This window comes from Fibrobacter sp. UBA4297, from assembly GCF_002394865.1.
Taxonomy (GTDB): Bacteria; Fibrobacterota; Fibrobacteria; order Fibrobacterales; family Fibrobacteraceae; genus Fibrobacter.
In genome coordinates this window covers 40,436-65,287 of record NZ_DGUZ01000015.1, presented here as the reverse complement: position 1 = coordinate 65,287, position 24,852 = coordinate 40,436, and the positions used below count along the sequence as shown (strand labels likewise).

Sequence of the window (24,852 nt, the reverse complement as noted above, 5' to 3'; positions counted from 1 at the left end):
AAAAACTAAATTCTCATCCATGTTCAAGAAGATTTCTGATTTTGACAATCGCGTTTCGGTTTACTGGACGAACCGGCATTTCTCAGCGAAGACGACGAAGTTCCTCAAGTTTTACGTGCGTCTGGGTGACGGCTATATTTGGGCTTTGTTCATTGCGTTTTTGATTTGGAAAATTGGTTGGGAAAGTTTTTTGCCGATTCTTTGGCAGGCGCTTGTTTCGCTGGCGATGAGCCTTTTGATTTATGAAGGCGTTAAGCTCAGCACTAAGCGTCCGCGTCCGTTTGCCGCAAATCCGCAAATCAAGGCGGAGGTCCCGCCGCTCGACAAGTACAGTTTTCCGTCGGGCCATACGATGAACAATCTGGCGGTGGCGAGCACGGTGTTCTTTTGCGTGCCGCAGTACGGATGGATCATGATGCTGTTGCCGCTCACGTGGGGGCTTTTGCGTGTTTATTTTGGCGTGCACTGGTTTTCGGATATCGTCTGCGGATTCTTGCTTGGCATCTTGAGTTTTGCGCTCGGACACGCTTTGTGGGTTCCGCTCGCTGCTGCGATAGGAGCATAATAACGGCATTTCCTTTTTACTTTCTCATTTCGCTACGTCATTCCGGCTAGAGCCCGTCCTGAGCAAGGTCGAAGGATGCCGGAATCTCCTTATGCAGTTTTTGTTGCAGATAAGGTTTATTTTTACAATCCTGTTTACTAACCACTAATCACTAACCACTTCCGACCAATGACTAACGACTTTATACAACTTTCTGACTTTTTTGCCCAGGTTGACTGGAATTCTAAAATTTATCTGCTGTTGCGCCATGCCGAACGCAATCACATCACGCCGGACGATAAGGACTTTGGTGCGCATGTGGGGCTTACGGATTGTGGGCGCCGCCAGGCGGTAGCGCTTGGGAAAATGATTCCTGCGATTGGCGATGCGGTGTACTTTTCGAGCCCGGTCGGGCGTTGTATGGAAACCGCGAAGTGCATTGGTGAAGGTCGCAAGCTCGCGGGCTTTGGGGCTTGTGCGGGCGCCTCGGTTAATGTCACGCCGCTCAATGAACTTGGTGATTTCTTTGTTCGTGATGTGCCTGCGTATGAGCAGACGTTGCGAGAAGGCTTTTACGAAGGTATCTGCAAGTGGCTGGAATCGGGTGAACATGGCGCGTTCTGGCCGCTTCACGAGCGAGCGGAACAGATGCGCGAGATGATGTTTGCAAAAGGCGATTCGCGTTTCAACATCTTCGTGACGCACGATGCCTGGATTGTGCCGTGCCTTTCGCATTTTTGCGGTTTTAAATTTGAACCGAAATGCTGGATGAATTTTCTGACGGGGCTTGCTTTTGAACGCCCTGAAAAGGGCAACGTGAAAGTAACTCCCGTGACCGCACTTGAAACCGGCTGGTTGCATTTTTAGATGAGAGAACGGACCTGCGGTCCTATAGACGAGAGACGAAAGAAATATCTTATTAAATAATCTCTAGTCTCTCGTCTGAGAGCGAAGCGTTCTTTCGTCTAATTTTATACATTAACGGTATGATGCAGTCGAATTGTTATCGCCGTATTTTTGTACTTGGTTCTGGTTTCAGCAAGTCTTTTTCGCCGCAGATGCCTACGCTCCGCGACTTGAACGAACTTATCCCTTTTGGAATCCCGGACGAGTTCCCGCATTTTCGCGATTACTGCAAGCGCTTTTTGACGCTTTGCAACGGCGATAGCGATTACTTGGGCATTGAGCCTTTGGCGACTTCTATTCTCTCGGCGCAGATTTTCCCGGGCGAGCGTGAACGCCTTTACCATGCGTCGCTTCGCTTTGAACTGTTGCGTTTTATTGCAAGTGTCATCCGTAGCGACAACGTGTTAGACGAATCCGCTGCGGCGATTCTCAAAAAGTTTTTGGAGTCTTGCGAAAACGATTCGGCATCGGGTGCCCGCGAAACGCTTTTGCTCTCGTTCAATTACGACACGCTTATTGAAACTGCAATTGCCAAGGATAAGGAACTTTGCGAACAAGTTTCTGTTGATTATGGTGTAAAGATTGACCCTGCTGACCGCTCGGCAAAACGCGGTAAATCCAACCGCACCATAGACCTTATCAAATTGCATGGCTCGCTCAACTGGTTCCCTGTCAAGGGTGCAAGCGATGAACTCGATTTGAAAAATGTCTGCGAAGTCGAACCGCAAGACCGCAGTTTCCCCATCTACTGCGAAGACACGCCCATTTTCATTCCGATGGCGCATGCCAAGGAATCTTTCTTGCGCGGGAGTCTTTTCAACTTGCTTTGGTCTAAGGCCGATTACTACCTGAAAAATGCCGAAGAGATTTACTTTATCGGTTACGGATTCCCGAAGACGGACATCAACAATCTGGAATTTCTGTTGCGCCATCGCGACCGCTTCAAGAAGGTGGTCGTCTTTGAACACGATGGCAGCCATGACCTGCAACGCTTGCAGAAACTGCTCGGCGAAAGCCTCGTCGAGTCCTGCGACGCAAAAGAGTTCTTGGAAAAACTTTAAATTGCCATAATAAAGTAAATGAAAAAGAGTTTGTTTATTAAATTGATTCAACCTAAGATGTACCGTCGTCCGATGGATACGGATATCAAGTTGCACATGGCGCCTCCTCTAGGTTTGCTTACGATTGTAAATCTTGTTCGAAAAGAACACCAAGTGCAATTAGAAAATGAGAATATTCAACAAATTCATTATGACGATACGCCTGATATTGTTGGGATTTCGGTCACGGTTGACACTTTGCCGCGGGCAATCGAGATTTCTCGGCGTTTCCGTGAAAAAGGCTGTATCGTTGTTGCCGGAGGGATTCATATAACTACAGCTTATGATACCATTCCGGAAAATGTTTTTGATGTACTTTGTATCGGAGCTGCTGAGGGAACGTGGCCGCAGATTATCAAGGATTTTCAGGAAAATAATTTAAAGCCAGTCTATCGTTGCCAAAAGGCGCTCGAAGGGAATCAAATCGTTTCGCCAGCATACGATTTTCTAAAAAAAGGTGAATATTTGTATTGCCATGTTGTACATACGAGCCGTGGTTGCCCCTTCCGTTGTGATTTTTGTTATAACAGCGCAAAAGCGCATCAATATGTAAATCGCAATATCAAAGATGTTCTGGCTGATATCAAAGCGGTTCGTTCAAGGCATATCATGTTTATCGATGATAATTTTGCGGGAAACCCGAAATGGACGAAACAGTTTCTTAAAGAAATCATGCCTTTGCATTTAAAATGGAGAGCAGCGGTATCCATCAATACCGCCTTTGACGAAGAAATGCTTGACTTGATGAAAGAATCGGGGTGCCAAAGTTTATTTATCGGTTTTGAAAGCATCAATCCAGAATCTGTACGTGGTGTTCATAAAGTGCAGAACCATACGCAGGAATACGAAAAGGCGATTAGGGCGATTCATGAAAAAGGAATAATGATTAATGCAAGTTTTGTATTCGGGCTAGACGGAGATTCTCCTGAAACGTTTAGAACAACGCTTGACTGGATTGTGAAAAATAAAATTGAAACGGTTACGTCGCACATTCTGACTCCTTATCCTGGGACGGCTCTCTATGACAGGATGAAAGCTGAAGGAAGAATTTTGACTGAAGACCTCTCGCTTTACAATACCGCTCATGTGGTTTATCAACCGAAAGGAATGACTAAACAGGAACTGTATCAAGGTTATCTTTGGATATACAAGCAAATATATAGCCTGAAAAATATAATACGTCGGTGTCCAGAATCGAAAAGTGTAAGAGCTTCTTATTTTACGTTTAATTTTCTTTATCGTAAATATGGAAAATTTACAGATAAACTCTGCCGTGCGCTGTCATATGAAAAGATTGGATCAATTGCTGAGAGAATAGCAAAATCCATTTAAAAAACTCAGCGGTTTTTAAAATTCCGGCGCTTTGAAATGCCCGTAAAGCTCGCGGCCGTCGAATACCCAGACGACAGCTTTTTTGCCTTCTAAAAAGCTCCCCTTGCCTTTGAACATTTGCGGTCCGATGTTGCCGCCACCGACTTTGCTGATGGAAAACGTTTCGACGCTTGTCAGTGACGCAATGTACGCGCCGATTTGTGCTCCGTAAGATTTTCCCTGCCCCACGTTGCTATCGCCGATGACGATGATGGGCGCTTTTTTGGATCCACGGTATTTGTAGCCGTCGGTGCCTACAACTTTTGGTTCCTGGATTTTGTACTCGATTTCTTCGCCGTGGAGCAGGTCGTAGAGGTTTCCGGTACCATCGACAATGGTGTCGTGCAGTGGGTAACGCTTGCGGTTCATGCCGTAGAGGAGCGGCGCGATGGAGTCGGCGGCCATGCTTGCAAGCACGAGCCTTGCTTGGCCTGTGCAGTGGCTTTCGTACGGTTCGAACATCAGCGTATCGCTGCCTGTTTTGTGAAGTTCCTTGAACTTGTCGAGCGCGTCAATGACGGTGACATTTTTTTTGCGGAGTTTGTCGACCCACTTCTTGTATTGCGGGAGCTTGATTCCTTTTTTGGCTTTGTCGGAATACTGCTCGGGAACGACTAAGAGCTTGTCTGGAACTGGAACGACGATGAGCTTGATGCCGCGTGCTTCGAGCGAGTCCCTAAACGCGATAATTTGTGGCGTGTTGTCGTTCCAGCGCTTGGTGGCGTTCAGCAGGCTTTCTTGCAAAAAGAGCCAGCCGTCCTTGCCTTCGATGGCGCATGCAACTTCTTCGGTGGTGCTGCCGCACTTTTTCATGTCGTGCACCATCTGCTTGTGGAGTTCGGATGCGGCGATGGCTTGTGCAGGCCACAAAGTGCATAAAGCGAAAAGTGCCACGAGGGCACCTTTTGCGAAGGTTTGAATAACGACCTTGACCATTAATCACCGACCATTAACAGAATGCAAGGTCATAGGTATCGGGCTAATTTAACCTAACTCCTAAAACCTAATACCTAAAACCTATTTAATCAATGATTCTCCGGATTCCACGCTCTGGTAGATGAGGGTGTTGATGGTCATCGGGCCTACACCGCCCGGAACCGGAGTGTATGCGGAAGCGACTTCTTCGAGGCCTTTTTCGATATCGCCGACGCCGCCCGGATGGTAACCTGCGTCCACGACGACTGCACCCGGCTTGATCCAGGACTTCTTGATGAATTCCGGCTTGCCGACTGCACCCACGAGAATGTCTGCCTGCTTCACGAATTCCGGAAGGTTTTCGGTCTTGCTGTGGCAAATGGTGACGGTGCAGTTCGCGTTGAGGAGCATCATGGCCATCGGCTTTCCGAGGATGGCGCTACGGCCAACGACTACAGCGTGCTTGCCAGAAAGCGGAATGTTGTAAGCCTTGAGGAGGCGCATAATGCCGGCCGGCGTTGCGCAACCGTAAGCCTTCTCGCCCATGGACATGCGGCCAAAGCCGAGGCAGGTCACGCCGTCCACGTCCTTGCGGGCGTCGATGGCTTCGAATGCGGCACGTTCATCGATGTGGCGCGGAACCGGGTGCTGCAAGAGAATGCCGTGCACGTTCGGGTTTTCGTTGAGTTCCTGAATCTTGCCCAGGAGCTCTTCGGTCGTGGTATTCTTGTCCATCACCACGCGGATGCTTTCCATGCCCACGCGGGCGCAGGCATTGCCCTTCATCTTGACGTAAGTGGCGCTTGCCGGATCGTCGCCCACGAGAATCGTCGCAAGAATCGGGGTCTTGCCGGTCTTTTCCTTGAGCTTTGCCACGCGGGCGCTGAGTTCTTCTTCAGTAGTCTTGGCAAGAGCCTTGCCGTCTAAAATGAGTGCTGCCATAAAATCTCCGTTTTTTGCAAAAATAAAAAAAATAGGCTAACCGCCAAAGGTGTTTTTTCTTTAAAAAAACAAAGCCCGCTTGGGGCGGGCGTTTCGGAGTTAAAGTATGAACTTTAAATTACAGATTTTCGATGATCGACGGTATGATGACGCTTACGATTGCCCACGGATAGGAGAGGGAACCCTTTAGCCAGCCGGTCGAGTAGACAGGTTCAGACTTCCTGATAAGCTGAATTTCCTGGTCATCTTGTATTGTGGATTCCGCTACAGCTTTTTCAAGGGCGTCTTTAACGTTATTAATGGATTCTTCGAATAGCGCTTTTTGTGCTGTTGCCGAATCTATATAACACTTAAAGCTTTTATTCATTGTAAATTTTCCTTTCAATGCGAAGATAGCAAAAAAGTAAGTATTTTTAAAGGGGTAGTGTGTGATTTTCTTTACATTTATAGTAAATTAGAGATATAGAACACATTTTTTTCCATTTTTTAGCTAAAAAAGGTATTTTTAAGGAGCGTAATTCAGTATCGGATCTGATTTTATGAAAAATTTTCGTTGTTTGCCGATCATTTTTATTGGGGGAGCTCTTGTCGCATGCGGTGGCAGTAAACCTGCACCCGCTGTTAGCCCGTGTATCGCCCCGGTTGCTGAAGAGAAAACTGCCCCATCGGCTCCTGATTTGAACCCGGTGCCAGAACCTGGCGAATCCCATGAACAGAAGGTCTTTTTGGACAATGCCGTAGACCGCTACAGCTATGCGCTTGGCGTTGACTTTGGCAGGGCTGTCTCGAATATCAATGTGCCCGTAAAGCTTGATGTCCTTATGGATGCCATGCGCGATGTCTTAGATTCCTCTCGCGAAATCCTTATGACGGATTCCCAGTCAGAAGCCGCGCTTCAGGACTTGCTCAACCAGATGCAGATACAAAAGGATATTGACGAGGCGTCGGCTGCACGCAAGTCGTTGAGCGACCAGGCGGCATTCCTTGCAAAGAACATCCAGGATCCGAGAATCTGGGTCACGAAAAAGGGCGTGCAGTATCTCATCCTCAAGGAAGGAACTGGAATTAAGCCCAAGGCGACCGACAAGGTTAAAGTCCACTACGTCGGTTCGCTCCTAAACGGTGTTGAATTTGACAATAGTGTCAAACGCGGCGCTCCGATGGAGTTTGCTGTGACCTCTGTCATCGAAGGCTGGCAGGATCTGCTCCTTGAAATGAAGGTTGGCGAAAAGGTCAGGGCGTGGATTCCGAGTGCCTTGGCTTACGGTGAGACGGGCGCTCCTCCTTCGATTCCGCCGAACGCGCTTTTGGTGTTCGAAGTGGAGCTGTTGGATGTTGTAGCCCCTTAGTTGTTTTGCTACTTTTTAGCGCATGAGTACAGCGTCTGATTTTTATTCTCAGCACTTCGAAGTTGCCGGATTCATCCGGGAAGTGTTTGGCTACATGGATAGGTTCAAGGGGCAGCTTTTTGTCCTGAAGATTGACGATAGCCTGATGGACCATCCGATGTTCCCCGTGCTGATGCGCGATATCGCCCTTTTGCATAAGGCGGGCATCCGTATAATTATCGTGCCGGGCACGCGAAATAGCATTGACGCTCAGCTCAAGGCATGGGGCCTTGAAACGGAATTCCATAACGGCGTGAGACTCACGAACGAAGAGGCGCTCCCGCTTGTGGAGCAGGCGTCTTTGGGAGTGGCTCAGCGTATCATGAGCCACCTCACGGCGAGCGGGCTTAGCGGCATTCAGGGCAACTGGATTTTGGCACGCAGCATGGGCGTCATCAACGGTGTCGACTACATGCGCACCGGCCGTATTGAACGCATCCAGCGCGACTTGCTCGAACAGCTCATGAACGAGAAATTTGTGCCGATCATCCCGCCGATTGGCTGGAATAAGATTGGGCGTGCCTACAACATTTCGAGTACGGAACTTGCAACTGAACTCTGCAAGTACCTTAAAGTCGGGAAGTTGTTCTTTATCGGAAGTGAAAGCGGCATCAAGCTCGAAGGTCTTGTGACGGGCAAGAATACGAAGTATCTTGAACCGACGGACAACGGGCTTATTTCTGCGATGGACGTGGACCAGGCGAAGGAACTTCTGGAACTCAATTCCGATGTGCTTGACTTTGCACAGATGGATTACCTGATGAACGCCATTAACGCTTGCGAAGCGGGCGCAAACCGTGTTCACTTGTTGAGCGGTGAATTCCAGGGCAGCGTGCTGCAAGAAGTATTCTCTGCCCGCGGTGACGGCACCATGGTGTACGCAAACCAGTACTCCAGTATCCGCCCGGCGACTATCGAAGACATCCCGGATATCCTCCGTATCATGCAGGATTACATTGCAAAAGGTTACCTTGTGCCGCGTACGCAGGAATCTATTTCCGAAAAACTGGATGATTACGTTGTCTATAGCATTGATAATAGCGTTCACGGCTGCGGTGCGCTCCATGCGTTTGAAAATGGAATGGCCGAAGTTGCTGGCATCGCTGTCGGTGCGAACTACCGCAAGTCGGGCATTGGCGATGCAATTGTGCGTCACCTGATTTCGCTTGGCCGCATGAAGGGCTACAAGAAGTTGTTCTTACTTACGACCCAGGCGCTTGATTGGTTCTACCAGCTTGGTTTTGAAGATGGTACAGTTGACGAACTCCCGCCTTCCAAGCGTGAACATTACAATCAAAAGCGCAAGTCCCGTATCTTGATGCTTCCGCTGGATAAATAATCCGAGCGCATCTCGACGATTGTCATTCCCGACGCCTGTCCTCGCTTGACGGGGATGACGGGGATGACGGGGATGATCGGGAATCGCCATCTTGTTAAATAGTTCCGCCTTTCAGCATTTCATCCGGCCTTTAGGCCGGATTGCCTGTTTTATATACTCTGTTCTAAATAGAGTTTGTATATTTGCAGAAAATAGGGAGAAATGAAAATGAAAAAAGCGGCTTTTGCGCTGCTGTTTGCTCTTTTGAGCATTGTGGCCTGTTCTAGTGTCGATGGCGGTGACGAAGTCATCGCCCGCTACGATAAAGACGGGTATCAATATTCTCCTGCGTATATGCGCGGAACGGTCCATTACCTCAAGAACATGAAACCGGAAAAAGTCAAGATTGTACGTCTTGACGAAAAACTTTATCCCGTAGATTCTATTGAAGTGCCTGTTGAAAAGAATTATAACGGGGAGTATGCCTTTAAGGTGGACGATCGTGATTACGAACATCCGTTTGTAAAGATTGCGCCGGTATTTCCGTTGGGTAAAAATGCAAAGATGGAATTTGCTCAGTATGTGCGCTTGAGAGATTCCAATATTGAAATTGAGCTGAACCTCCCCGAAGCGGTGATGTCTGGGCGTATTGAAACGTTGATGCGGGAGCAGGGGCTCGAATTTGATTCGGCGATGACTCGGACGATGATAGAAATGCAGTTTGCCTATACTCTTGTAACAAATTTTAACACCGTATGGAATAGCATTTTTTCGAACCGTTTCGATGTTTATGAATACGCGGGAAATGAGGCCAACTTGAATGGTCTCTTGATGTACATCTATTGCCGCCACGAAATTTCGGATAGCGTTTTCTATAGTACATTCAAGGAGTACCGAGAAAGTTTTGCCAAGAGTGGCCTTGCGGATTCCTCCTTGATGGCGAAGTCGGCGGATGCCTGGCTTTCTACATTTGTTGCTTATGACGATGATGATGGGAATACTCAATACAGGAGCCTTTCGAGAGATTCTGTCGTGAACATAGGGCAATTCGATAAAAACTTTTTTAAGCATGCGTATGGAGTTTCTTTCGAGTTCAGTGGATTTGGAACATACAAGGACGTTTTTTTTGAATTGAAAAACAAGTACAGTTCGTTTAATGGGCGTACCTTTGTTTATGACAGGGGACTTGGCTTTTGGCGTATGCAGACATTGCTAGAGGACTCGGTTGGAGTGTGCCTGTACAGTAAGGATTCCGCTGCCGTGAGTAGTGGTGCTTATTACCGCTGCAGGTCCGGCTCCGCGGTATGGAACGTGGAATCTAATCGCGATACGATTTTGAACAAGATGTATGGAAATTGTAAGGGTCATTATATATCCAATGGTGAGTTGGGCTATTTGAGTGATTCTCTGTTTGTCTGTGAATGCGATAGCTTAAGCCGTTGCGATTGGACGGACAAGTATGTCGATAGTACGTTTAATAAAGATGATAGTTTATATGCATCTGTGTTGAATGCGCGGGCGGTCCAACTTTTTGGCAAGTGCTCGGAAAAATTGGATGGTGAAGTGAGGCAAATCGATAGCGTATTCGTGAGCTGTACCTGGCTCGGTCGCGATTACCGGGTTTCGTGGAAATTGGTGGAGAATGAAGAGGAGTAATAGGTGATGAGAATGAGAGCAATCTGGCTTTTGTTTGCCTTGTTGAGCTTGGTATCATGTTCTGAAAGTGAAGAACATGTCTTGGCGAGGTATGACGATGTCGGATTCCGGTATTCTCCTACGGAGTTGCAGGGTGTAATTGAATACGCTCCTCCCTTGGTTCCTGAATCCGTAAAGGTTATCCGTGTTGACAGCATGTTGAATTCGCTGGATTCTATCGAGGTTGCTCTGGATTCGACCATTAAGAATGCGTTTGTCTTTAAGGTTTCTGAATGTGATTATGAAAATCCTTACGTGAAGCTTGTTGCGGTCTTTTCGGACGGGAAAAAGAAGGTGGAGTTCCCGCAGTATGTGCATTTGCGTGAATCCAACAAAGACTTGAAACTGAATCTCAATGCATCGCTAGCGGTGGGGCGCATTGAAACGTTGGTGCAGAAAGAGGGTTATGATTTCTTTAAAGCCGAAGAAAAGGCGTATTCCGAGATGACGGATATTTTCAAGGCCGATTTTAATGCGTGGAATACATACCGGTTCAGGGATGTTAACTATGTTAATCGTTGGGAATTGTATGAACCGTACCTTTACTGCCGTCACGAAATTTCGGATCGCTTTTTTTATGACGATTACAAGGAACTGAATGAATATTTTGCCAAGACGGGGAAAATCGATTCTTCAATGATTGTCCGTGCTGCGGATGCGTGGCTTTCTACTTTTGCTCCGGGCAAAGATAAAAATAACAGGCCTACTTTCAAGAGCTTCTCGAGAGATACTTTGTTTGTCAGCTATGCCAATTATGGTCGTGTTTTTGAACGTATGTATGGAATGACTATGCCGCCATGCAATAGTTATAATAACCAGGTGGCAATAGAAAATAAAGAAAGTGAGTTTTATGGCCGCAAGTTTGTTTGCCCCTGCGAAAATGAAGGTTGGTCGTCTACGTGTTATTATCGATTGGTGGACCCTGTTGAGGATTCGCTTGGCTTGTGCCTGATGCAGACTTCTACCGTTGCTGAATATAACGATGCGTATTACTTGTGCAAAGAAAAAGATAATATATGGAAAGTCGAAAGCGAAATCGATACTTTGTTGAAATACAGGTTTGGGGAGTGCGGTTCTTCTGCGACAAAAAATCAGTTTTTTTATATGAAGGATTCACTGTTCTTCTGCGAATGTAAAGGTGATAAGTGCTCTTGGTCGGATAAGTATGTGAATAAGGATATCGGGGAAGGTGACTCGCTGTATGTGCCCGTTTTGAATGCGAGGGGGGTGCAAAAATTTGGAACTTGCCGATCGAACAATTCCTCTTCGGACGAAAAATATCTACTGGATAGTGTTTTTGTCGAGTGCCAATTAGGTAAATGGGTGCGGATTGATTCACTGACGTATTATCTGGGAGGCTGTTCAAGGGATAAAGCAGAACATTTGGGAGCTTACTATTCGTGTGAAGGGAGCCGGTATGATGATCATTACTTGGCGTGGCTGAATATATGGAAGGAAATATCGGCTCCAGAATATTATGGGGAAGAATGCTATTATATACATTTTGGCGAAGTCGTAGAACATGAAGGTTTTTCTTTTGTCTGTGAAGCAACGGATGCGTGTAAAAATGAAGATGGTGTTGTAGTGCCTGAAATACGATTTGATCCCGGTTGCGATTACTATTGGCAAAAACAAGATAAATGATTTTGGAGGAAATGATGAAATTTAAAAGTGCTGTTTTGACGATGTTTGCGGCGTTGTATTTTGCCGCCTGTTCCGATAACGATGATGGCGTAATTGTTACCCGAATGGACGAAAACGGATACCAGTATTCACCGGCGTCAGTGAGTGTAGCGGTTGAGTTTTTGCCAACGATGAAGCCTTCAATGGTCCGTATTGAAGTTGTTGATGGGCAACTGAATGCTGTAGATACAATCGAGTTGTCGAAGGATTCTACGAGTTGGAAGGGAAATCGTTTCACCATGGATTCCAAGGATGTTGAATATCCGCTTTTGAGAATTGTAACGGAGTTTACGTATGACGAAAAATCCAAGATGGAATTTACGCAGTACCATCGCCTAAATTCGAATAGCCGCAACTATAACATCAGCCAGAATATTTACATGGCGCTAGCTTCTTCGCGTATCGAGCATTTTGTAAAGCAGGAAAATTACAGTTTTACAGATGCCGAAGATACGGTTTTGGAAGAAATGTCGAAACGGTTTGGCCTCAATGCAAATCAAATCAAAACGTATGAAATTTCTTCTCACGGCCTTGGGTTTAGCGATTTGCTTTTGTATGTGATTTGCAGGCACGAAATTTCGGATAGTTTGTTCTATAGTGATTTTAAGAAGTTGCGAGATTACTATGCCGAGAAGAACTTTGTGGATACGGCGATGGCTATTACGGCGGCAGATGCATGGCTTTCGACTTTTGAAAATGTCCCTGACGAAGATTCACTCGTGACTGTATTCCGGAGTGTTTCGAGGGATACTGCTGTGGACTTGAAATATATGCAGAAGGACTTTTTTAGCCAAATTTATGAAATGAAATTCACGACGAAAGATTTTGTGAGAATCGAGAAGAAGTTTAGTAAGTTCTATGGAAAATGTTTTTATTATGACCCAAATGGCTATAGCGGATATGATGCGCAATGGAGATTAAAAAATCCTATCGAGGATACCCTTGGACTGTGTCTGCGTAATATGAAGTCTATTGTCTCGTTCAAGGGCGATGAATATTTGTGTGAAAATAATTCGAATATCTGGAAAAAGAATGTGCACCATGATAAACTGCTAGATAGCTATTATGGTTCCTGTGGGAGTTCCAAGAATGGCGTGGCTATTTATGCTAGGGATTCGTTGTTTATTTGCGAATGCGACAAATCGGATAATTGTGCCTGGAACGATAAGTATGCCGGTAAGGAAATTTCCCGGAAAGATTCTGCGGCTTTTGCAAAGTATATCGAAGCGAAAGCGACCGCGAAATTCGGAGGGTGCTATACCAATGGTTATGGCGATACGAAAAAGCTGGATAATTTATATGTGCAGTGCATTAATACAAAATGGTTTGAGGTGGATTCGTTGACATACTCTATCGGCCATTGTGCAAAGGATAATGAAAAGGGGAAACACCTTGGAATTTATTATGGATGTCGTAGTTATGCGGATTACGCTGCTGGCGATAGCGTATGGGCCGAAATCCCGTGGCCAGTCTATGCGGGTGAACCGTGCACTGAAAAACAACTGAGAAAGATATCAAAGGACAGTTTGAATTATTTTATTTGCGAAAATAGTGGCTTGAAAAGGAGTGATTCCAGCGTGGTGTACAAATGGCGTAAGCTCGATAGTGCCGAAGCGAATGCTCCTGTGATTAACATGGATACATGTGAAAATGTGGTTCCCTATAACTATTTGAAAAAAATTTACGATGATGAATATTACATGTGCGAGGATGGTAAGTGGCATTCTGTAGACAAGGAAAAACTTACTGCTCCGGAAAAGGCGGGTGATATTTGTTCCTGGGCGTTGCTCAATACTGTAAAAAGGTACGATGGGGTATACTATAGATGCACTGCGTTGAACATGTGGTTTGATGTTGATACTGTAACATCTGTCAGCTATGTGTATCGCGATAGTCTAGGAAGCTGCGATACACTTTCGAATGTGGGCTTGCATTGGAACAAGGAAACTTCGGCGCTTTGGAGTTGCGTTAAATCCGGTAGCGAAACTCGGTGGGGTAAAGTTGAATTGCGTGAAAGGGAAGGCGTTTCTTTGCCGGACCCGCTAGACTTGAGCCGTTTTGCAGGCGGAACCCGCGTAAGCACCATGCTTTATACCGTGGATGTTGACGGGATGGTTTATCGTTTTACTCCGACGACAAGTGGCACATGGTATTTGTCCGGCATTGAAGAGCCAGAAGAATAATATTACATTTAAAAATATGAATACACTCGAAGCTATCAAGACACGCCGCAGTACGCGCAAGTTCAAGGCTCAGCCTGTTGAACTTGAAAAATTGCAAACCATTGTCGAAGCAGGGCGCTTTGGACCTACTGGCGGCAATGCGCAGAGTAACCACTTCTTTGTGATTTCGGATGCGGCGGTGATTGCAAAGCTCAAGGAACTCGTGCAATCCGCATTTGCAGCGATGGAACTTCGCGAAGACCTTTACAAGAGCCTCAAGAATTCTATCACGCTTTCGCGCAAGGGCAATTATTCTTTCTGCTATACGGCGCCTGTGCTTATCGTCGTTGCGAATAAAAAAGAATATGGCAACAACATGGCCGATGTCGCCTGCGCTGTCGAAAACATGATGCTTGCTGCAAACGAACTTGACCTTGGCAGTTGCTATATCAATCAGCTCAAGTGGCTGAACGAAGACCCGACGCTTTTGGAATACCTGCGCGGCCTTGGCCTTAAGGAAGATGAACGCGTTTACGCTTCTGTGGCGATTGGCTATGCCGATACGGAATCGGGACTTCCGAACCGCGCGGAAACTCCTCGCACAGGCAACGAAGTCGTGTTTGTTTAATACAGGTAATCCCGCGGTTAAAAATCGCGGGATTTATTTTTTTATTCCTTGACGCAGCGGACGGGAGCCTTGATGTCATTCCTGACACTGTAGAATCTGTTAGACAAGTCTATCGCGTAGGTTGTTATTTCCGCTAGCGTTATTTCACTTTCTCCGGTATCCTGGATCCAGAAGTACTGATAGTCGCTATTCACATAGACTTCTCTATTAAATAGGCCGGTCTTGGTGAAACTCAGTCCATATTTATCCAATCCATCATAGCCAAGGCCCAAGCTATTCATCTGTGAGAACAATGCATTGAACAACTTTCGCGTCGAGGACACACTAACTTCTTCTGAGTCGTCAGGAGTACTTAGAAGTGCAACTTCGTTATTTGTCGGGAATCTCCATCCCTCCGGGCAGGCTTGTTCCGCAGCATTTATGGTATAGTAGTAACCTGAATTTTTGCAATTGTCACTTTTGCAGTATTTTTTGTCAACTTCAAAGGTTTCTGGAGTTCCTTGATACTTGAGATTTTCGGCCATCCATGTTGTTCCTCGGTAGCCAATGGTACGATAGGTGCGGCCATCTCTCGGATCTGAAAACGAGCCGTATTCAATGTTGGGATTGAAATAAAGTTCGTATGGAATTTCCCAGGATTCGTCTTTGCTTGAATACCACTTTCCGTCTTTGCAGGCATAATTCGTCTTGTATTTTTTGTCCTTTTCATTGGCCGTAGAGTACCTTGCGCCATTTTCGCAAGTGATTTCGTCAAATTGATGCCATTTGCCTTCATGGCACACATAATACATAGATTGGAGTTCTTGGCTTTCGAAATGTTTGCCCTCTTCGTCGCATGGGATCTTGTAGGTTTCCCTTTCCAAGCGGGTGGCTAATCCCCAAATGCCGTCCCTACAAATATGGAATGAATCCGGAGCCACGACGCTTTTTATCATTTCCCCATTTTTTTCACAGGGAACGTCCGCGACTTCGGCTTCAAAAGGAGTCGCCTTGTCCCATGCATTTAGGGTATATTCTCGATTCCAGAGATATTCCCCGGTCCAGACGGTATCCCTACAAATATAAACCCCTCCAGGATTCAGTTTGCTCTTGAACAATGCTCCTACTGTATCGCACGGGATTTGCTTCATTTCGATCTTGACGGTCGTTGTTGAATCCCATCCACTATCGGCTGTGCAAATATAGGAGCGATCGGGGTTCTTGCGGCTCACGATGAACTTGCCGTCGGCGTCGCAGGGGTTTCCCGACGTTTCGACATCCAGTGGTGAGGCTATTTCCCAATTGGTATAGGTATCGTCATTTATGGTATAAGCGTAATACCTGCTACTTTTGCAAATTAGTGAACTGTCTTTATTGAACTTCCCGACCAGCGCATCGCTGCAGTACGGCATTCCAGAGCACTTGCGCCAGATGTTCTTGATGATGGCTTCCGGGTCCAAAATCTCGTGTTCATCGTATACGCATCCTATGGGCATGAAATTAAAGGCAACTTGGTCAAATTTATCGTAAGGCTTATTACTGAAGCAGTAGTTTTTCGGTTCAAGCTTGCCGTCGGCAAAATCGTCGACCAAATGCGCTTTCAATTGATTGCTGCCACTTCCGTAAAGGTAGAACAAGGTATATTCCATATAATATACCGGCATATGGCGATCGGCAAGTAGGGAGTCTAGACCGAGTTCTTGCAACAGTTCTTCTGCCGCCTGTATCCAAGCGGAATCGTGTGCTGCTCCTTGTTTTTCAAGAACCTCGAGACGTTTTTCGACAAAGGCGCTCAGGACTCCATATTTCTCATCTTTCATCATAATGGCTGCGTACGAGGGCTCCTTGGCGGATCCCGCTTTTATCTTTGCTGCTTTCGCAGTGGGCATTGTTTCCAGTGGGTCTGTGTAGACTTTGGGTGCTATTCCGCATCCGTGGTTTATCGGAAAGTTTATTCCGACGTTGTATGAACTTGATGACTCCATTTTCACCGAGGAACTGCTTTCCTCCACGACAGAACTCGAGGATTTGATTTCCAAAAGTGAACTAGACGAATTTTCTGAACTGGACGAACTTTCATTAATCGCAATGGCGGGTTCGTCTTCCCAAACGCCGGCGTCCTGCGGGTTTTCGGTTTCGGAGCAGGCGTCGAAAAATGCGATGGCAAGGAACGATGCGACAATCGGTAGGCTATTCAAAGTTTTCAACATTTTCATACATTCCCCTAGGTTTCATCGACTTTCTTCGTCAGTGGGAAAAGTTGCAGATTCAGGCGGTAGACCTGGTTAATTTTTTTGCATTCGCCGGCGATGGCGGCTACCTTGCGGCGACACTCGTTCACCTCGCGCTCGATACGGCGGTAGGTAATTTCGTCGACGCCCATGGTGAGGCCCGAGACGCTTCGTTCGTCAACTTCTGTGTTGTCCAGCGACAGAAAGCCGAGACGGCCCATTTCGCGGTTCATGGAGCGTACCGTCAGGGGCAAGGCGTCCTTCGAAATTTTCACCATTTTCGAAGTCTGCTTGTAGGAATTCTCGCCCGTCTTTTTTAGAAGTCCTGTCTTTACCAAGAACTGGAGTGTATCGCGGACATCGAGCGCCGTAACCTCGGAATTGATTTTTGCGGCCATTTCGCTTGGAAGCGCGCCGGGCATCAGCGGGGCAAGTTCCCGCACAATCGGGCACACCGGATGTTCACAGAAGCGGAAACCGTCCGCATTCAGGACGTGCATCTTGTTCTCCTTGGCCGACTGCAGGATTTTTGCAAGCACGGTTTTCTTCTCGGCATCGCTTTTCACATGGCCCAATTGCACTAGGTTTTCAAAGAAGGTTCGTTCGAATCCCTCGAGACCCATAGCCTTCGCGACTTTTTGAATGCCGGGCTTGCTCAAGTTTGTCTTTCCGTCGCACACCAGTTTCAAGTACGTGGGCGAGACGAATCCGGCTAGCTTGGCGAATTCCCTCCACGAAAACGCGGATGACTTCTTCCGCTCCTCGTAGAAATCGCGCATGTAGCAACGATAATCCAAATAATTAAGAATGGGCTTCATGTTCACTTTCCTTTCGTTTTCAGTTGGCACCAATGCGCCCCGACATCTATAAATTTAATTTCGCGACATTTCTGAAGGCAATAAAAAAATATTACAAAGTCTCGAATTTTTGAGCAAAAACATCATTTTTTTTTATTTTTTAAAGCGAAATTTTAATAATGATACGTTCGTGTATCATTAAATAGCGTATCATATAGTCTAACAATCAAAACGCGAAAGACTTTGCAAACGTTCTTATTACTTTGTAAAAAAGTGATTTTTGCTCGCTGGCGCAATTGCTGGATTTAAAAGCCGTGATGCAATTTCAACCCGGTTACGGTTGCTCGACACTGGATATTTTTTTATAATTGCTCGCATGATGGATTTTAAGAAAATGGAAGACGGCTTCCGGATGATTCTGGAAGGCATGGGCGAAGACCCGAACCGTGAAGGCCTTATCGATACGCCGAAGCGTGTTGCAAAGATGTACGCCGAGCTCATGACAAGCCTTACGGGCGAAATGAAGGCCGAGGACATCCTCAAGACGCGTTTCCACGAAAAGTACGACGAAATGATCATTGTGCCGGATATCGAGTTTGCGAGTATGTGCGAACACCACTTTTTGCCGTTCACGGGCAAGGCTCACGTGGCCTATATCCCGGGTGATTGCGTGGTCGGTCTTTCGAAAATCCCGCGTGTGGTGGAATTTTATGCCCGCTTCCCGCAGATTCAGGAACGCATGACGCGCCAGATTGCGGAACTCATTCAGAAAGTGCTCCAGCCGAAGGGCGTTGCCGTGGTTCTTGAAGCTTCTCACATGTGCATGACGATGCGCGGTGTGAAAAAGCCGGGTGCAACCATGGTGACCACTCAGCTTTTGGGCCGTTTCAAGACGGACGAAAAGACCCGCGCCGAATTCATGTCCCGCATTTACGCTCCAAGGTAGCTTTCGCGGGCATGGTCCCGCTCATGGAATCTTTTGGTTACATTTTATCGCCCTGGCCTTTGCGCTGGGGCTTTTTTTTGTGCTTGGATTTTTTGTCCATAAAACGTAGTTCGTAACTATGGTCTGGGGCAAATTTTTCAGGTATTTTATTATTAGCGAAATAATTTCCACACTCCAACAACCAAGCGTCTCGATCAATTTGGTCGAGGCGTTTTTGCGTGGTAGGCTGGGGTCTTTGGATTTTTTATCCACGGAACTTTATTGTAAACGCGAGCGTTTTACGAATCTAAAAGATACCTTCTATAGAGGTTATGGGTTAAAATAGGAGAACAAAAATGAAATCGAAAATTTTAAAAGCTGTGGTCATGGCAAGTTCGCTTGCTTTTTTGAATTGCGGCGAAGACGCCACTTCGGCACTCAATAATAATATATCTAGTTTTTCGTCCAGCTCTGCTGAAGAAATCCAGCCGGGTGTAAGTTCTGATTCCCAGGGTGGCGCGGGGTCTGAAATCTCTTCCAGCTCCACGGGCTCGGCTCAGGATGATCCTTGGGTAGACCCTTGTGTAGCCTCCAGCTTGCCCGATGCATGTGGTCCGGATACAAATCCGGTTCTGACCTCTAGTAGCGATGCTATTGCCACTTCTAGTGCCGATGCACAGAATCCGGCTTCCAGTGCAGATGTGCAGGACCCGGCTTCCAGTTCCGATAAGGCTCCGGTCGTAAGCTCCAGTTCTGAGACTGCTCCTGCCGTAAGCTCCTCCAGCTCCGAAGAAAAAAAGGTTGAATCGAGTTCAAGCGAAGAGGCGAAGCCGAAGGGAATTTTCCTTGCAAGTGGCAAGGAAGAAGAAAAGGATCAGATGAGGGTTGTCTACAAGACGCGTACCGGTTGGGATGGCGCAGGCATCCTTGCTTATCCAGAACAGCTTTCCAACGACCAGAAGCACGGTGTTGTCGTATGGGGGCCAGGTGGCGGTACTGAACCGGGTGCCTACGAGGGCATGATTCGCAGGCTTGCATCGCATGGCTTTGTGGTGATTGCGCTTAAGGAATCTCCGGGTAATGCGTCCCAGGCAATCAAGGCTCTTGACTGGATGGATCAGCAGAACAAGGACCGCAATAGCCCGCTTTACGAAAAGCTCAACATGAATGTTGTCGGTTGTTCCGGGCACTCTATGGGCGGCCTTGAATCTGAACAGGCTGTCATTAAGGATAAGCGCGTGCTCACGGCGTTCCTCAACAATAGTGGCGACTGGGGCGGTGCCGGTGCAAAGAATGTTGCGACTGATCGCTCGATTGCAATCCTCTTTGGTGAAGTCGGCATGGAAAAGGATAACGCCAAGAACGATTACAACAACCGCGACGTCAAGGCGCCAGCCTGCCTGATTGAAATGACGGGTGGTCCGCGTAACAGCGAAGGCGGCTACGGCCACGGTTCCGGCTCCTGGGACGGCATGGCTGCAACAGTTGCCTGGATGCGTTGGCATCTCGGTGGTGAAGACTTCCGCAAGGCGGATTTCGTGGGTAATAGCGGCAAGTATATTGATGGCAACATCATCGGCAAGCAGGGCAAATGGAAGACCCAGTGCAAGAACTTCTAATCACTTAAACACTCCAAACACCAAGCGCCTCGATCTTCATGGTCGAGGTGTTTGTTTTATGCTTGTCATGCCCGCAAATATTATTGTCATGCCCGCCTCCGAGCGGGCATCTCCATATACAATTTTTTATAATTATCCATGAAAACAGTTTGCGGGTATTTTCCCCAACCACTGTTTGCTAACCACTAACCACGGTTTGTTCTATGAATGCTGCTATCCTTACTAATGAATTTCCGCCAGAAATCTATGGCGGTGCAGGTATCCACGTCAAATTCCTCAGTCAAGAACTTTCCAAGCTCTGCCACATCGAAGCACGTTGCTTTGGTGCGCAGAATGACGATGCAGACAATATCCGAGCCATTGGTTTTAGCCAGAAGCTAGAACATAATCCGGCAGACGAACGTTTCAAGAAAATCTTGAAGCCGCTCGATATTAATTTGCAGTGGATGTCCTCGCTCAAGGATATCGATGTGATTCATTGCCATACATGGTACAGCCATTTTGGCGGCGTGGTCGCAAGTCGCCTTTTGCAGTGCCCGCTGATTCTCACGACGCATTCGCTCGAACCGCACCGTCCGTGGAAGGCCGAACAGCTCGGTGACGGCGGCTATAACATGAGCTGCTGGATTGAACGCACCGCTTACGAAGCGGCGGACGGCGTGATTGCTGTGAGCGAGGGCATGAAGCGCGATGTAATGAAGTTGTACGGAGTACCGGAAGACCGCGTGAAGGTGATTTACAACGGTATCGACCCGGACTTTTACAAGCCGACTTTCGACGAAGAAATCTTGAAGAAATGGGGCGTGGATCCGAAGCGTCCGTTCGTGCTCTTTGTGGGCCGCATTACGCGCCAGAAGGGCATCAGCCAGCTCATTCAGGCTATCCCGCAGATCGACAAGAACGCGCAGGTGGTGCTTTGCGCAGGGGCTCCCGACACGCAGGAACTTGCCGACGAATGCAAGCACCTGATTGAAGAAGTCCAGAAGACGCGCGATGGCGTCGTTTGGATTCAGGACGCTGTGCCTCACACGGAACTTCGCGTGCTCTACAGCCATGCCACCGTTTTTGCAACGCCGTCGCTTTATGAACCGTTCGGCATTATCAATCTCGAAGCCATGAGCTGTGGAACGCCTGTCGTTGGCTCTGCTGTCGGTGGCATTCCGGAAATCATCGTCGATGGCGAAACGGGTTACCTCGTGCCGCTCAAGGCTGTGTCCGAGACGAACTTTGAACCGGCCGACCCGAAGGCTTTCCAGACGGACTTTGCGAATAAGCTTAACAAAATTCTTGAGAATCCTGAACTTGCAAAGAAGATGGGCGAAGTCAGCCGCAAGCGCGCCATTGACGTGTTCAGCTGGAAGACCATTGCCAAGCAGACATTCGACTTTTATCAGGAATGCATCGAACGCTACAAGCGCGAAGGAAAGCGCGTTTAATGTTGTCATGCCGGATTTATTCCGGCATCGCCAGTAAAGCGAAAAAAGGAGGCCTCAAGCCACCTTTTTTGCTATTAATCTTCAGTATTGACTTCTGGGAGAGTTAGTTCGTAACTTCTCCCTTTCTTAGTTCGAATGACTAAGCCAAATTTATCTGCAAAATAAAGAGTTGAGGAAGCATCGTCCTTTGCAATAGAATGCGGAGGCACTTCAACCATCTTGATTAGTTCAGATTGCATAATTTTTGGATTATCAGCTATGATTTTAGATAGGCATTTTAGAGTTTTGTCGAAAGATGGATCTTCTTTTACACAGTTACAAAATAGTTTTTGAACATTGTTTCGTTCTATGGAAGCATTAGCCTGCTTAAAAGATTCATCGGCTTTCAAAAATGCTTGTCTTGCATCGGGATAATTTTTCTGAGCATGGTACTTTTGAGCGTTCTCTAGGTGATAGTATCCTTCTTCTAGGCGTCCCATAGAATTTCCTAATGAGATTTCTTCCTTGCTGCTATTGATTTTCTTTAGCATTTCAGTTTTACCATCTCTAGCCCAAAAGTATATGTCAATACATTCTGCAATGGTGTATAGATGAAATGGAATCTCTATGTTGTACCAAACTTTTTCGAAATCTAGACGTAATTGTTCATCGTCTTTTTCTAAGATTTCCTGAAGTTGATTAACGTATGTAAATTGATTGAATGGTATTTCGGGTTTTTCTCTTTTCCAGAGGGCGTAGAGTTTTAAAGATGCGAAAATCTCCATTCTTTTGCTGTGGTCACGGAGAAATTCATTGATACTTAAATAAATGTAAGTGAGTAATGAGTTATAGGCTAGTTCATAATTTTTTTCATCAAATGAGAGTTGAAATAAGGTAAAGAGTTTTTTGCTAGCTGAAGAAATTTCGGATTTCGAGTACGATTGTTCGACATCTTTCTTTATGTAGTCGATAAATATATCTTTGCAGTTCTTTTCTGTTGATGTTCGTGCGAAATTTAACACATCGTTTAAGTTTATGTTCTGAAGATATTTGTGTTGTTGTTGGAATAGTTCATATTCACCTTTATCTACAGGCGCAATTATTTGTGAGGAATTAAATATGTCGGTTTCTTCTGTTTCTGTATTTTCATTTTTATGGCGCGTATAGAGAAAGATTGAGAAGATTACGATGAAAATTATGATAATCCCAAACATGTAACCTCATTGTTGAATTTGATGTTGTAATAAATTTAAGAAGCTTACTTCCTACCGTCTACAATCTTCTCCACAATAGCGCTTGTCGTAAGCAGTTCCGGGAGTACGATTTGCTTGCTTTTGTCGCCGGCGGGATAGATGGCGTAGGCGGGCACGCCAGACTTGCCCATGCTCTGGAGAAGTGCAGTGACTTCGGGTGTTTCGCGGGTCCAGTCTGCCTTGACGCGGGCAACGTTCAAGCTGTCCATGGCGCGTTTGAAATCTTCGCGGTTGAGGACGGCCGCTTCGTTTGCCTTGCAAGTGAGGCACCAGTCGGCGGTGGCGTCAATGAATACGGTACGGCCAGACTTCGCAAATTCTTCGATGAGTTCCGGCGTGTAGCGGTACCAGCCATCTTCGGTAACAAGTTGTACAGAGCGTGCTTTGAAAATCGCATCGACTTCAGCTTCGAACTTTGGCGATGCAAATGCAAACCAGATGGCGGCGAGAATCACGACGGCGCCGCCAACGGAGATGACTTCGCGAGAAAACGCGACTCCCGGCGGGGCGATGTTTCCAATGGCGAAGCTCATGGCGATGCTCAAAAGCGAGATGGCGGCGAAAATGCCGACGCCCACGTTTCCGGCCTGTTCATGCACGACCCACAGGAGCCATACGACTGTGCCGAGCAATAGCACGCCCATGATTTTCTGGAGCGTGACCATCCATGCGCCCGGTTTCGGAAAAACTTTCAGGACTTTCGGAAACGTACTCACGAGCATGTAGGGGAGCGCAAGCCCAACACCTGCTGCGGTGAAAAACAAAAACAGTACAGGGACCGATGCGGTAAACGCAAAACCCATCGCGGTGCCGAGAAACGGTGCGGAGCACGGCGTGCTCAAAAGCACGAGGAGTGCGCCTGTGAAAAATGCGCCCCAAAAGCCTTGCTTGCGCCCGGCCTTGTCCATCTTGGTGGTGGCGCTTCCGGGGAGCCAGATTTCAAAGACTCCAAAAAAGCTCATTGCAAAGGCGCTTAGAATCACGACCATGAATGCGATGAATCCTGCGCTCTGAAATTGCATGCCCCAGCCTGCGTTTCCGCCGCCCGCCTTGACGGCGGCGACAACCCCGGCGAGCGTCCAGAAACTCACAAGTATCCCGAGGGTTGTCGTGGCGCCTAGCATAAGCAGGCGCCGGCGGCTCTCACGAGACTGCTTGATCAAGCTGAAAAGCTTTAGCGAAAGCACTGGAAGCACACACGGCATCAAGTTCAGAATTAAGCCACCGAACAGTGCCGACAAAAGCAGAACGAACGTCCCGGTAGCGCCTTCTGTCGCATTCCCGGCGGCACTCGGCGCATTGACAACATTCCCTGAGGCGTTACCTGCTGCATTTCCGGCTGTGTTTCTGCCCGCTTTCCCTGTAGAACTCGTGGCGCTTTTCGTCGCTGGGGCCGCGGCATCATCCCGCGAGGCTCTCTTGTTGTTAAAGCCCACAGTTCCCACGCCAAATGTCACTTGCGATGGAGCAAGGCAAATGGAATTGTCGCAGGCCTGGTAGTGGAACGTCGCCTGGGTCGTGAGGCTGTCATAATCGGTTTCGATACTGTCAATCGGGAGCAAAATCTGGAAGCGCCCCTTGAACACGAGATTTTCGAGGTCCAAGGCCTCGCTGTATTCCTTGATTGGCTCTGGCCACTTGGGCTCTCCGAAGTGGATTCCCTGTGCCGAAATCTCGATGGACGATGGCTTTAAAAATTCGTCGGCAGCGATGTTTGCGTTCACGTGCCAATTATCCGGGATGGTGATGTCCACCGTTACGCTGGATTCCTTTGACAAAGCCCCTGCAGAATACTGCAAACTTGCTTCCGGAGGGGGCATATTGTTCATGTTGAACTCTTGCGCAAGGGTTGCCGCTGCAAACAATAGGATGCAAAATGACGATTTTTGCAAACGGTTGTTTGCAAAATTTCCAAAATCCATAAATTTGTTAAAAATTTTCATAAATTGAGTCTCGCTAGAAGAAGAAAATATTGGGTATA

At 47.2% G+C, this 24,852-nt stretch carries 20 protein-coding genes; 13 read left to right on the top strand and 7 right to left on the bottom strand.

The window, feature by feature from the left end; all coding sequences use genetic code 11:
• The first annotated feature begins 19 nt into the window (after nt 1-19).
• From B3A20_RS08060 to B3A20_RS08045, 4 genes are all read left to right on the top strand, one after another.
• Nucleotides 20-565, top strand: a complete 546-nt coding sequence (locus B3A20_RS08060; protein WP_290763384.1) for a phosphatase PAP2 family protein — start codon at nt 20-22, stop codon at nt 563-565.
• A gap of 168 nt (nt 566-733) precedes the next feature.
• Complete coding sequence (locus B3A20_RS08055; protein WP_290763383.1) at nt 734-1,411, top strand: histidine phosphatase family protein; 678 nt, start codon at nt 734-736, stop codon at nt 1,409-1,411.
• A gap of 119 nt (nt 1,412-1,530) precedes the next feature.
• A complete protein-coding gene (locus tag B3A20_RS08050; protein ID WP_290763382.1) occupies nt 1,531-2,511 on the top strand; it encodes an SIR2 family protein in 981 nt (326 codons plus the stop codon).
• A gap of 30 nt (nt 2,512-2,541) precedes the next feature.
• The gene (locus B3A20_RS08045; RefSeq protein WP_349680071.1) at nt 2,542-3,882 is read left to right on the top strand and encodes a B12-binding domain-containing radical SAM protein; all 1,341 of its coding nucleotides are present in this window, start codon (nt 2,542-2,544) and stop codon (nt 3,880-3,882) included.
• 15 nt (nt 3,883-3,897) lie between these two features.
• Here B3A20_RS08045 and B3A20_RS08040 read toward each other — a convergent pair whose 3' ends face one another.
• The 3 genes from B3A20_RS08040 to B3A20_RS08030 all read right to left on the bottom strand — a co-directional run bounded on the left by B3A20_RS08040 (nt 3,898) and on the right by B3A20_RS08030 (nt 6,145).
• The gene (locus B3A20_RS08040; RefSeq protein ID WP_290763380.1) at nt 3,898-4,857 is read right to left on the bottom strand and encodes an alginate O-acetyltransferase AlgX-related protein; all 960 of its coding nucleotides are present in this window, start codon (nt 4,855-4,857) and stop codon (nt 3,898-3,900) included.
• Nucleotides 4,858-4,938: 81 nt separating this feature from the next.
• A complete protein-coding gene (gene folD / locus B3A20_RS08035; protein WP_290763378.1) occupies nt 4,939-5,778 on the bottom strand; it encodes a bifunctional methylenetetrahydrofolate dehydrogenase/methenyltetrahydrofolate cyclohydrolase FolD in 840 nt (279 codons plus the stop codon).
• 118 nt (nt 5,779-5,896) lie between these two features.
• Complete coding sequence (locus tag B3A20_RS08030) at nt 5,897-6,145, bottom strand: hypothetical protein (RefSeq protein ID WP_290763377.1); 249 nt, start codon at nt 6,143-6,145, stop codon at nt 5,897-5,899.
• Between the two features lie 172 nt (nt 6,146-6,317).
• Here B3A20_RS08030 and B3A20_RS08025 point away from each other — a divergent pair, with 172 nt between their 5' ends.
• From B3A20_RS08025 to B3A20_RS08000, 6 genes are all read left to right on the top strand, one after another.
• Entirely contained in the window at nt 6,318-7,127 is an 810-nt protein-coding gene (locus B3A20_RS08025; RefSeq protein ID WP_290763376.1) for an FKBP-type peptidyl-prolyl cis-trans isomerase, read from the top strand.
• 22 nt (nt 7,128-7,149) lie between these two features.
• Nucleotides 7,150-8,505 (top strand): amino-acid N-acetyltransferase, encoded by a 1,356-nt coding sequence (gene argA / locus B3A20_RS08020; RefSeq protein ID WP_290763374.1) that lies wholly within the window; start codon nt 7,150-7,152, stop codon nt 8,503-8,505.
• 201 nt (nt 8,506-8,706) lie between these two features.
• Complete coding sequence (locus B3A20_RS08015; protein WP_290763373.1) at nt 8,707-10,140, top strand: hypothetical protein; 1,434 nt, start codon at nt 8,707-8,709, stop codon at nt 10,138-10,140.
• Nucleotides 10,141-10,146: 6 nt separating this feature from the next.
• Complete coding sequence (locus B3A20_RS08010; protein ID WP_290763371.1) at nt 10,147-11,823, top strand: hypothetical protein; 1,677 nt, start codon at nt 10,147-10,149, stop codon at nt 11,821-11,823.
• 11 nt (nt 11,824-11,834) lie between these two features.
• A complete protein-coding gene (locus B3A20_RS08005) occupies nt 11,835-14,045 on the top strand; it encodes a hypothetical protein (protein ID WP_290763370.1) in 2,211 nt (736 codons plus the stop codon).
• Between the two features lie 16 nt (nt 14,046-14,061).
• Entirely contained in the window at nt 14,062-14,652 is a 591-nt protein-coding gene (locus B3A20_RS08000) for a nitroreductase family protein (protein WP_290763369.1), read from the top strand.
• A gap of 41 nt (nt 14,653-14,693) precedes the next feature.
• Here B3A20_RS08000 and B3A20_RS07995 read toward each other — a convergent pair whose 3' ends face one another.
• Complete coding sequence (locus tag B3A20_RS07995; protein WP_290763368.1) at nt 14,694-16,847, bottom strand: FISUMP domain-containing protein; 2,154 nt, start codon at nt 16,845-16,847, stop codon at nt 14,694-14,696.
• Nucleotides 16,848-16,855: 8 nt separating this feature from the next.
• A complete protein-coding gene (locus B3A20_RS07990; RefSeq protein ID WP_290763367.1) occupies nt 16,856-17,680 on the bottom strand; it encodes a TIGR02147 family protein in 825 nt (274 codons plus the stop codon).
• Nucleotides 17,681-18,035: 355 nt separating this feature from the next.
• Between B3A20_RS07990 and folE the strand changes: the two genes are divergently transcribed.
• From folE to glgA, 3 genes are all read left to right on the top strand, one after another.
• Nucleotides 18,036-18,605, top strand: coding sequence for a GTP cyclohydrolase I FolE (folE, locus tag B3A20_RS07985; protein ID WP_072831026.1), 570 nt, complete (start codon nt 18,036-18,038; stop codon nt 18,603-18,605).
• A gap of 335 nt (nt 18,606-18,940) precedes the next feature.
• A complete protein-coding gene (locus B3A20_RS07980; RefSeq protein ID WP_290763366.1) occupies nt 18,941-20,203 on the top strand; it encodes an alpha/beta hydrolase in 1,263 nt (420 codons plus the stop codon).
• A gap of 203 nt (nt 20,204-20,406) precedes the next feature.
• Nucleotides 20,407-21,639 carry a glycogen synthase gene (glgA, locus tag B3A20_RS07975; RefSeq protein WP_290763365.1) on the top strand — a complete coding sequence of 411 codons (1,233 nt, stop codon included), beginning with the start codon at nt 20,407-20,409 and terminating at the stop codon, nt 21,637-21,639.
• Nucleotides 21,640-21,713: 74 nt separating this feature from the next.
• Here the strand turns inward: glgA and B3A20_RS07970 are convergent, their stop codons facing one another.
• The gene (locus tag B3A20_RS07970) at nt 21,714-22,832 is read right to left on the bottom strand and encodes a hypothetical protein (protein ID WP_290763364.1); all 1,119 of its coding nucleotides are present in this window, start codon (nt 22,830-22,832) and stop codon (nt 21,714-21,716) included.
• 44 nt (nt 22,833-22,876) lie between these two features.
• The gene (locus B3A20_RS07965; RefSeq protein WP_290763363.1) at nt 22,877-24,700 is read right to left on the bottom strand and encodes a protein-disulfide reductase DsbD family protein; all 1,824 of its coding nucleotides are present in this window, start codon (nt 24,698-24,700) and stop codon (nt 22,877-22,879) included.
• Between the last annotated feature and the right edge of the window lie 152 nt (nt 24,701-24,852).

Bases quoted from the DNA above. Each gene is read 5' to 3' on its own strand.
- B3A20_RS08060 (WP_290763384.1), top strand. From the start codon at position 20: ATGTTCAAGAAGATTTCTGATTTTGACAATCGCGTTTCGGTTTACTGG.
- B3A20_RS08055 (WP_290763383.1), top strand. From the start codon at position 734: ATGACTAACGACTTTATACAACTTTCTGACTTTTTTGCCCAGGTTGAC.
- B3A20_RS08050 (WP_290763382.1), top strand. From the start codon at position 1,531: ATGATGCAGTCGAATTGTTATCGCCGTATTTTTGTACTTGGTTCTGGT.
- B3A20_RS08040 (WP_290763380.1), bottom strand. From the start codon at position 4,857: ATGGTCAAGGTCGTTATTCAAACCTTCGCAAAAGGTGCCCTCGTGGCA.
- folD (WP_290763378.1), bottom strand. From the start codon at position 5,778: ATGGCAGCACTCATTTTAGACGGCAAGGCTCTTGCCAAGACTACTGAA.
- B3A20_RS08030 (WP_290763377.1), bottom strand. From the start codon at position 6,145: ATGAATAAAAGCTTTAAGTGTTATATAGATTCGGCAACAGCACAAAAA.
- B3A20_RS08025 (WP_290763376.1), top strand. From the start codon at position 6,318: ATGAAAAATTTTCGTTGTTTGCCGATCATTTTTATTGGGGGAGCTCTT.
- argA (WP_290763374.1), top strand. From the start codon at position 7,150: ATGAGTACAGCGTCTGATTTTTATTCTCAGCACTTCGAAGTTGCCGGA.
- B3A20_RS08015 (WP_290763373.1), top strand. From the start codon at position 8,707: ATGAAAATGAAAAAAGCGGCTTTTGCGCTGCTGTTTGCTCTTTTGAGC.
- B3A20_RS08010 (WP_290763371.1), top strand. From the start codon at position 10,147: ATGAGAATGAGAGCAATCTGGCTTTTGTTTGCCTTGTTGAGCTTGGTA.
- B3A20_RS08005 (WP_290763370.1), top strand. From the start codon at position 11,835: ATGATGAAATTTAAAAGTGCTGTTTTGACGATGTTTGCGGCGTTGTAT.
- B3A20_RS08000 (WP_290763369.1), top strand. From the start codon at position 14,062: ATGAATACACTCGAAGCTATCAAGACACGCCGCAGTACGCGCAAGTTC.
- B3A20_RS07995 (WP_290763368.1), bottom strand. From the start codon at position 16,847: ATGAAAATGTTGAAAACTTTGAATAGCCTACCGATTGTCGCATCGTTC.
- B3A20_RS07990 (WP_290763367.1), bottom strand. From the start codon at position 17,680: ATGAAGCCCATTCTTAATTATTTGGATTATCGTTGCTACATGCGCGAT.
- folE (WP_072831026.1), top strand. From the start codon at position 18,036: ATGATGGATTTTAAGAAAATGGAAGACGGCTTCCGGATGATTCTGGAA.
- B3A20_RS07980 (WP_290763366.1), top strand. From the start codon at position 18,941: ATGAAATCGAAAATTTTAAAAGCTGTGGTCATGGCAAGTTCGCTTGCT.
- glgA (WP_290763365.1), top strand. From the start codon at position 20,407: ATGAATGCTGCTATCCTTACTAATGAATTTCCGCCAGAAATCTATGGC.
- B3A20_RS07970 (WP_290763364.1), bottom strand. From the start codon at position 22,832: ATGTTTGGGATTATCATAATTTTCATCGTAATCTTCTCAATCTTTCTC.
- B3A20_RS07965 (WP_290763363.1), bottom strand. From the start codon at position 24,700: ATGAACAATATGCCCCCTCCGGAAGCAAGTTTGCAGTATTCTGCAGGG.